We start from the raw sequence: 8,660 nt of genomic DNA on the forward strand, positions 1-8,660 counted from the left end.
CCAGCGTTCATCCTGAGCCAGGATCAAACTCTCCAATAAAGTTAGTTTGTCTAGCATCTAAAAATAAAAATTGACGTTCACGTTGTTTGTTTCGTTCAGTTTTCAAAGAACTTGTCTGTCGCTCATTTGCGACTCCCTTATGTTAACATCTTCGTTAGTTAATGTCAACTAAGTTTTTCATTTTGTTTGCCGCGTTCTGCGTTATTGCATCGGCGACTTGTTCTATATTACACCTCTATATCCTAATCGTCAATACCTTTTATCCTTTTTATTTTATAAATTCTAAAGGGTATTGAACCTTCTTCATTTATACTCCGTTCCTAGAGATTAATAAACTGGTGCAATCACTTTCATAATCGACAGTTTATACTTTCTTACTTACACCTTTCTAAAGAATGAATAGCAAGCCAAACAAATATATATTAAAGGTAGCACTTTTTATTTCGAGTACATTCCAGCTGCATTCACAATTATCTCCTACCACTTCTCTCTAGGAATTATAAATACACCATGCATTTACTAAAAATCTAATTAACTTAGGAGGCGTTATGAAATGCATGTTAATAAGAAGATCATTTATGTATCCCATGATGCCCATTTCCACGGAGCACAGCTGCTTTCTTTACATACTATTAAAGCTCTTAAAGAAAACTTTCATTACTCCGTCGCAATTATTTCTATTGGAACGGGCATTTTAATCCACGATTTTCAAAAGTATGGTCCTGTTTATTGCCTAGAGGAAGACTACCCAACAGAAAAAAGGGTCGAATTATTAATAAAGAAGTTACTATCACAAGACTATACCATCGCCATATGTAGTACCGTCATAAGTGGTGATATAGTTGCATTACTAGCTAAACACAATATAAAAGTTATTTCATTAATACATGAATTGCCGCATTTAATACAACACTACTCTGCCGAGGGGAAAGCTAGAAACATTGCCCAGTTTGCTTACAAAATTGTCTTCCCTTCACAGTACGTGTATGAAAAATTCCGTACAATCACCCAATTAGATCATCAAAAATGTCACATCCTCCCTCAAGGCTTGTTTAACCACAATCCTTATAAGAACAATATTGCAAAAGCTAGAAGCGAATTACGAAAAAAACACAACCTGCCTCTAGATAGCAAAATCATTTTAGGAGTAGGTTTCGCTGATCATCGGAAAGGGATAGATTTATTCTCACTTATTGCTTACTCAGTAAGAAAGGTTCATACGAATATTCATTTTATCTGGGTCGGGAGAACGGATGTTCATTTCTTTAACACGCTATCCCCAAGATATACAGCACATTTCACATTAGTTGAGCCTACTCCAGATATCGGTTTATATAACGCCGGGGCTGATTTATATTTGTTAACTTCAAGAGAAGATCCTTTTCCAAACGTTGTTTTAGAGGCATTAGATACAAAAGTCCCTGTTATAGGGTTTAAAAACGCTGGAGGTTTTGAAGATGTTGTTACGGAACAAACTGGCGCCTTAGTAGACTTTTTAAATTTACCGCAGGTGCTGGAAAGAATATATGAATTTATTGGAGATGAAGACTTACGATTACAAAAAGGGCGCTTTGGCCAGGAGCTTATTGAAAAAGATTTCAACTTTCTTCATTACATTTATCAACTGTTAAACCTACTTGATCATAATTACAAAAAAATAAGCGTAATCATACCGAACTATAATTACGAAAAATACTTATCTAACCGAGTTAAATCCATATTAAACCAAACCTATCCCCTTTACGAACTAATTTTCCTAGACGATGCCTCTACTGACAATAGCGTATCTATATTTGAACAGCTGCTCTCAAACGAAAATAAGCCCCACCTAAAAGTTCAGCAGATTATTAATGATAAAAACTCTGGTTCTGTATTTAAACAATGGATAAAAGGCATCTCTGCAGCAACCGGTGATTATATTTGGATTGCAGAGGCCGATGACTTATGTGATCAGACATTTTTAGAAGAAGTAATCCAAGGGTTTCATATAAATCGTGATGTTACCTTAAGCTACACACAATCAAAACAAATAGATGAACAAGGAAATATCCTAGCCAATCATTATTTAGATTACACAAATGATATTGATAAAGAAAAATGGAAAAGTTCTTATTTCCGAAAAGGGATAGATGAAATACAAGATACATTACTTATCAAAAACACCATACCTAATGTCTCAAGTGTAGTTTTTAAAAACATAGATATAAAAACTACAGAAAAACAATTAGAAAAGTTTAAAGTAGCTGGTGATTGGTTTTTCTATGTTTCTATTCTTAAAGAGGGGAACATTTATTTCAATCCAAAACCGCTAAACTATCACAGACGACATACAAATAGCGTAACGAGAACAGAAGATTCATATTCCCATTACAGTGAAGTTGTACAAATGCAGAATTTCATTAAAGAAACCTTTACTATCGACGACATTTCAAAAAAGAAAATGTACACATATAGAAAGTACCTTAAAGCATATTTGAAGATTTAATGATATATTTTTTTCGCCATCAGTATCTCTTGTAAAACGTTACTATCATTTAAGGGGGGTTACTCTTTGAAAGAATTTATAGAAGCAAATAAAGATTTGCTTTCTCAAATTGCACACAAATACAATGTAAATGCAAGTATCCATCCAGAGGATCATATCTTTCAATTCCTTGTCACTAATCCAGTCTTCCCATCTAAAAAAGAAGCGATAGATTATTATTTTCAAGATGGGAGAAAATCTGCAGAAACACTTTTAGATTTAATTACTTCCTTTTATCCCCCTATAGACACTCCAATTAAATTATTAGAATTCGCATCCGGATATGGCTGCGTAACACGTCATTTATTAAACCCACAAACGAACTTAAGTATAACTACCTGTGATATACATGAAGAGGCTATTACTTTTATTGAAAACAAATTAAATACTTCTTCTATCTTATCTCACCCTGAACCTGAACAAGTAAAATTGGCCTCGTCTACGTATGATATCGTCTTTTGTCTATCCTTTTTTTCTCATATGCCTGATACAACTTGGTTTCGTTGGCTTCAAACATTGTATAATGCTGTTTCTCCTGAAGGCTTACTCATTTTCACAACTCATGGTTATCAAAGTAAAAAGTACTTCAGCTTTCCAGATTTAAATAAACAGGGTTATTGGTTTCTCCCTTCTAGTGAACAATTGGATTTAGATGTTCATCAATACGGGCAAACGATCGTTAGTCCCTCTTACGTATGTGACAAAATTAAATTATTACCCTATAACCCTGTCATCAAAAAATACACTGAAGGTTTTTGGTGGGAACATCAAGACCTTTGGGTAATAAAAAAAGAAATAAAATAATAAACCACGCTCTACTGATACAAAAGTAGGGCATGGCTTATTATTTTTTACTATATAAGAACTCTTCAATCCATAGCTTATTTAATCTTATTCCACTTTTGAAATCTATTTTCGGTTCCCAATTACATTCTCGTCTTACTCTATCTATATTTAAAATGATTTTTTGAACATTTTCTTGCCTTTGTTTATAGCAGGTAAAGTCCACTTTTCTTTCCGTTAATTTCTCCAATTCTACTATAATTCGCTTTAAAGAGAGACCCCTTCCGCTCCCTATGTTATACACACAAGATTTCAAACGATTTAATTGTGATAGTTGTATAGTGATTTCAACTAAATCATCGATATAAATATAATCTCGAATAATCTCTTGTGGATTCCCATATATATTAATCTTGTCATTACTGAGATGCTGATACAAAAAACAATTTATTGCCCCAACTTTCTTTAAAGGATTTTGATATTTTCCATATGGATTAGAATATCTACATACAACATAGTCAATTCCATATTTTTTCTTATAAAAGTACAAGTAATTTTCAAGCGATACTTTTGTTATTCCATAAGGAGAAAGTGGTTTTAATGGATGTTCCTCATCAATAGGTAAATATTCCGGTTCACCATAAACCGTGCCTCCGGAAGATGCTAATACAATTTTTTTAACAGGAAAATTTTTAACACTTTCCATGAAGTTAAGAAAAAAAAAGCTACTGTTTATATCTCCGAAAACATCTTCAATTGAAGTTGCTACATTAGACGTTGCAGCTAAATAAATAATAATATCCACACTCACTAAAGCTTTATATATATCTTTAACATTCGCTAAATCACCTTTAATAAATTCAACTTCACTTATAATATTTTGAGGAAAATTATTTATATGTCTGGAAAATACTTTTACATTTTGACCCTGTTTTAATAAACCTATTGCGAGGTTAATACCAATGAAACTATTTCCACCTACTATTAAATAATTATTCTTCCTCATAATATCCTCTCTAGTAATAAAATTTTTACTCGTCACACCTAGAAATACAAATAAATGAACTTGGTCACTTCTATTATTCATCCTCTTATAATTGTATGCTCCTTATAGATTTTCATTATCTTTATTTTATATTTTCATTTTAGAATCGCTATCTTATCCAAGATGACCGCAAAAAACACTCATAATATTTACTCATTTCCATGAATATATTGGATTAATAAAAACTTCCTTTCCCATATTCTCACTCGTTTATTCTATTTAAAGAACCCTCTCCGTGAATAAAACTTTCAAAAAGGAGTACTAAATTTATGAAAAATGTAAATCAAGAGCTTTTAAATCATGTAATGCTACATAAAGATCGAATCCCACATTTCCATAAAGACTTTCCACTTATACTATTCTGGAGCCATAGAAGCGGATGTACCACATTAGCTAATTGGTTCTTTTTTCAAATTGGATTATTTCCTGAAGCAAAGAAATACCATGACTTTATTCATTACTATGAGTTCTGGGTGTATAAAAACAATACAAATTACATACCCGAGTTACAAAATGGTCTTCTAGAAGCAAAAAAAGATGTTTATAAACTTGTGCGAAACCCCTATACAAGGGCGGTCAGCTCCTTTTTATTGCTTGCTGACAATCCATATGCTAGCCCTCAATGGGAAAGTATCCGGCATTATTTTTATAATGACAAATATAGTAATCAAGGAATATCATTTAAACAATTTTTATATTACGTTCAAGCATTCGGTTCCAATTCCCTAGCAATAGATATACATTTTAGTCAGCAATACGTCCCAGGTGAAGAAAACTTCATCCAATGCTATATTCCTTTAGAAGATTTTAATACACAAATCACCAAGATAGAACACACGTACGATTTGACTAAATCAAATTTAGCGCTTCTTATAAATTCAGATCATCATCGTGCTCATAAGATGCTTTATACGGGAAGCTATGCAGAACTTAGCATTACAGATGCATCCTTCCCCCGCTTTCCAACATATGAAAGCTTTTATGATAAAGAAACCATGGATTTAGTTACAGAAATATATGCACAAGACTTTGAAATGTATCCGTACACAAAAGGGATATTCTAAGTCGATACATTCTTCAATGAATAAAAGCGAATGTATCGCATAGCATAAAGTGAAACTTTAATTAGCGTGGGGTTCTCTCCCGCTAATTATTCCATTCTACCAATCTCACTTTTATGAGTTCCCTAATTTCCACCCACTCTCTTTGATTTCGCTGATTGTTGACGTGTGTGTCATATGCATTTTTTTACACAGGAGTGATGTCATGTGGAAGGTAATTTGAAGCACAATAATGGATATTGCGTTATTTGTGAGAAGAAAGCTACATTTATAGAGCATAATGATTGGCTTAGAGATCACTACTTATGTTCTACATGCCACTCTATACCAAGGCAGCGCGCTCTAATTCATGTTTTAAATACATTTTTTCCAAAATGGGGTTCCTATCATATCCACGAATCCTCTCCTGGAGGAATTACAACTCAACTACTAATAAAAAACTGCAAAAACTATACATATTCTCAATACTTTAAAAACTACCCTCTCGGCCAATACTTTCAAGGGATTAGATGCGAGAACTTAGAAGACATGACTTTTCAAAATGAATCTTTTGATTTATTCATTACTCAAGATGTCTTTGAACATGTAATGGAGCCAAACAAAGCCTTTAAAGAAATAGAGCGTGTATTAAAGCCTGGCGGCGCTCATGTGTTTACTGTCCCTTGGTATCATACACTCACAAAGACTTTACAAAGAGCAAGAATCAATAAAGAAGGAATCGAATATATTGAGGAGCCAATTTATCATGGTAATCCTATTGATGAGAACGGGTCTTTAGTAACATTTGATTGGGGTCAAGATATGATTGAATATATTTATACACATGCAAATATGTATACCATTGTTTATTTACAAAAGGATAGATCACTGGGGTTAGATGCTGAATTTCTACATGTTTTTATTAGTGAAAAACACGAAAATGATTTTTAGGCACTATATAATTTGGAGGTTAACAAATGAATAATTTTAAGTTAGGAAGTGATTTTGATAACCTTGTTAGCCCGCTTTCTGATGTTGAACTTCTTAATCTATTTATACAAAGTTGCTCACAAACAAAGATAAATGGCATCCCAGTACCTATGTTCCCCTCCGAAGAAATTCAACAACAGTTTGTAGGTGCTTCCTATGAACATGCTCTTTATGAAGCATATTTGTTTTATAGCCTTGTAAAAACATATGCCCATAATTTAGGCGTTCCCTTGAATAAAGAACGGAAAATTTTAGACTTTGGTTGCGGATGGGGAAGAATCATACGCTTCTTTTTCAAAGATGTTCGCCATAAAAATTTACTTGGTATTGATGTAGATCCTGCAATGATTAAACTTTGCAACGAAACGTTAGGAAGAGGCAGGTATAAAATAGCTCCCCCACAACCTCCTGTAGAATTTATTAATGACAATTCATTAGATATCATATTCGCTTATTCTGTATTCTCACATTTATCCGAAGAAACCGCAGAAAATTGGATAAAGGAGTTTTCAAGAATTCTTCGTCCAGGTGGAATCTTCATCGCAACAACACAAGCACGCTATTTTCTCGATTTCTGTCAACAATTCAAGGAACACCCTGAATTAATTCAAACTGGGTGGCATAAAACTTTATCTCAAGCTTTTCCAGATATAAATCGTGCCATCTCGGATTATGAAAGCGGCAATTTTATCCACAGCCCTACGGGAGCTGGAGACGTTAGAAACAGTAGCTTCTATGGGGAAACCGTTATACCTAGAACTTATATTAAAAACCACTATGAGAAGTATTTAAAGCTACAGGACTTTTTTGATGATACAAACCGGTTACCCCAAGCTCTATTTGTTCTCCAAAAAGATTAACTCTTTTCGCTCATTGTATAATGAAGATCATTTTGTATCTCAGCCGTATATATTAAATCATCAAAGATTTCCATATCAAGCAAACTGCACAAAAGAATTCATTATGCAGCATAAATACAGTAAGTAAATAACATATCTCATGTTTTAACTAGATTCGAAAAATCAAAAGTAACTTCCCACCACTTGAACTACGAAGAACATAAGGGGGATATATCTTGAAAATAATCGCTTTTTACTTACCACAGTTTCATCAAATAAAAGAAAATGACCGATGGTGGGGGAAAGGGTTTACTGAATGGACAAATACTAAAAGTGCACGACCTTTATTTTCAGGACATTACCAACCTAGAGAACCTTATCAAGATTTTTATTATGACTTAACCACCCCATCCGTAAGAAAATGGCAAGCAAAAATCGCCAAAGCACATGGCATATATGGTTTTTGTTATTACCATTACTGGTTTAAAGGGAAGAGGCTATTGGAGGCACCCTTTAATGAGGTACTTAAGATGAAGGAACCAGATTTTCCATTTTGCCTTTCTTGGGCAAATGAACCGTGGACAAAAACTTGGGATGGTCTTGATAGTCACATATTAATGCCTCAAAATTATGGAGAATTATCGGATTGGAAAGAACACTTTGAGTATTTATTGCAAGCTTTCCAAGATGAGAGATATATCCGTATAGACGATAAACCACTATTCATTATTTATCGTCCCGGGCATATCCCTCATTGTGAACAAATGCTTCATTATTGGAATACACTCGCACAAGAAAATGGTTTGAAAGGTATATACTTTACAGAAACATTAAACAGCTTTCCACTTCCTAATATAAATGGATTTGATGCTAGTATTCAATTCGAGCCTTTTTATACAATTGCTCATGATAGCTCTTCAGACATAAATAAGACAATATATGAGTCTGGTAAACAAATAAACGCTTGGGATTATGATAAAGTGTGGATGTATATACTAAAGCGATCTCCTCCAGAGAAAAAAACATTTCCTGGTGCCTTTGTTGACTGGGACAATACAGCACGCCGCAAAGACTTAAATAGCAGCATCTTCCTAGGTTCTACCCCTAGGAAGTTCACGATATATTTAAGCAAACAAATCCAGCGTACCTATTCTCTTTACAACAGCGAGTTTTTATTTATTAATGCGTGGAATGAATGGGCAGAAGGTACTTACTTAGAACCAGATAAAAGGCATGGATTCGCCTATTTAGAAGGAGTTAAACAGGCAATTAACAGAGGTATGAAAGCATACAAAAAAGACGAGTCATTCTGACTCGTCTTAAAGTTGCTTGGCGACGTCCTACTCTCACAGGGACAAGGTCCCAACTACCATCGGCGCTAGAGAGCTTAACTTCCGTGTTCGGTATGGGAACGGGTGTGACCTCTCTGCCATCATCAC

At 34.0% G+C, this 8,660-nt stretch carries 7 protein-coding genes and 1 rRNA gene; 6 read left to right on the forward strand and 2 right to left on the reverse strand.

Going from position 1 to position 8,660, the window contains the following annotated elements; all coding sequences use genetic code 11:
- The first annotated feature begins 553 nt into the window (after positions 1-553).
- Complete coding sequence (locus AC1DKZ_RS32165; RefSeq protein WP_476997913.1) at positions 554-2,485, forward strand: glycosyltransferase; 1,932 nt, start codon at positions 554-556, stop codon at positions 2,483-2,485.
- Between the two features lie 66 nt (positions 2,486-2,551).
- Positions 2,552-3,328, forward strand: coding sequence for a class I SAM-dependent methyltransferase (locus AC1DKZ_RS32170; protein ID WP_219300578.1), 777 nt, complete (start codon positions 2,552-2,554; stop codon positions 3,326-3,328).
- 40 nt (positions 3,329-3,368) lie between these two features.
- Here AC1DKZ_RS32170 and AC1DKZ_RS32175 read toward each other — a convergent pair whose 3' ends face one another.
- Positions 3,369-4,313, reverse strand: a complete 945-nt coding sequence (locus AC1DKZ_RS32175) for an NAD-dependent epimerase/dehydratase family protein (RefSeq protein ID WP_404493564.1) — start codon at positions 4,311-4,313, stop codon at positions 3,369-3,371.
- Between the two features lie 308 nt (positions 4,314-4,621).
- Here AC1DKZ_RS32175 and AC1DKZ_RS32180 point away from each other — a divergent pair, with 308 nt between their 5' ends.
- The 4 genes from AC1DKZ_RS32180 (at position 4,622) to AC1DKZ_RS32195 (ending at position 8,534) form a co-directional block, all read left to right on the forward strand.
- Complete coding sequence (locus tag AC1DKZ_RS32180; protein ID WP_476997914.1) at positions 4,622-5,416, forward strand: sulfotransferase family 2 domain-containing protein; 795 nt, start codon at positions 4,622-4,624, stop codon at positions 5,414-5,416.
- A 204-nt stretch (positions 5,417-5,620) separates the two neighbouring features.
- The gene (locus AC1DKZ_RS32185) at positions 5,621-6,343 is read left to right on the forward strand and encodes a class I SAM-dependent methyltransferase (RefSeq protein ID WP_012260218.1); all 723 of its coding nucleotides are present in this window, start codon (positions 5,621-5,623) and stop codon (positions 6,341-6,343) included.
- A 26-nt stretch (positions 6,344-6,369) separates the two neighbouring features.
- Positions 6,370-7,242 carry a class I SAM-dependent methyltransferase gene (locus tag AC1DKZ_RS32190; protein ID WP_476997915.1) on the forward strand — a complete coding sequence of 291 codons (873 nt, stop codon included), beginning with the start codon at positions 6,370-6,372 and terminating at the stop codon, positions 7,240-7,242.
- A 215-nt stretch (positions 7,243-7,457) separates the two neighbouring features.
- Positions 7,458-8,534: a glycosyltransferase WbsX family protein gene (locus AC1DKZ_RS32195; protein WP_476997916.1), complete on the forward strand. Its 1,077-nt coding sequence runs from the start codon at positions 7,458-7,460 to the stop codon at positions 8,532-8,534.
- Positions 8,535-8,548: 14 nt separating this feature from the next.
- Here AC1DKZ_RS32195 and rrf read toward each other — a convergent pair.
- Positions 8,549-8,660: ribosomal RNA gene (rrf, locus tag AC1DKZ_RS32200) — 5S ribosomal RNA — on the reverse strand; the annotation flags it as partial.

It is taken from the genome of Bacillus sp. 05T21 (assembly GCF_056396785.1).

Excerpts from the sequence above, each read along its gene's own strand:
- AC1DKZ_RS32175 (WP_404493564.1), bottom strand. The coding sequence starts at position 4,313 with ATGAGGAAGAATAATTATTTAATAGTAGGTGGAAATAGTTTCATTGGT.
- AC1DKZ_RS32190 (WP_476997915.1), top strand. The coding sequence starts at position 6,370 with ATGAATAATTTTAAGTTAGGAAGTGATTTTGATAACCTTGTTAGCCCG.
- AC1DKZ_RS32180 (WP_476997914.1), top strand. The coding sequence starts at position 4,622 with ATGAAAAATGTAAATCAAGAGCTTTTAAATCATGTAATGCTACATAAA.
- AC1DKZ_RS32165 (WP_476997913.1), top strand. The coding sequence starts at position 554 with ATGCATGTTAATAAGAAGATCATTTATGTATCCCATGATGCCCATTTC.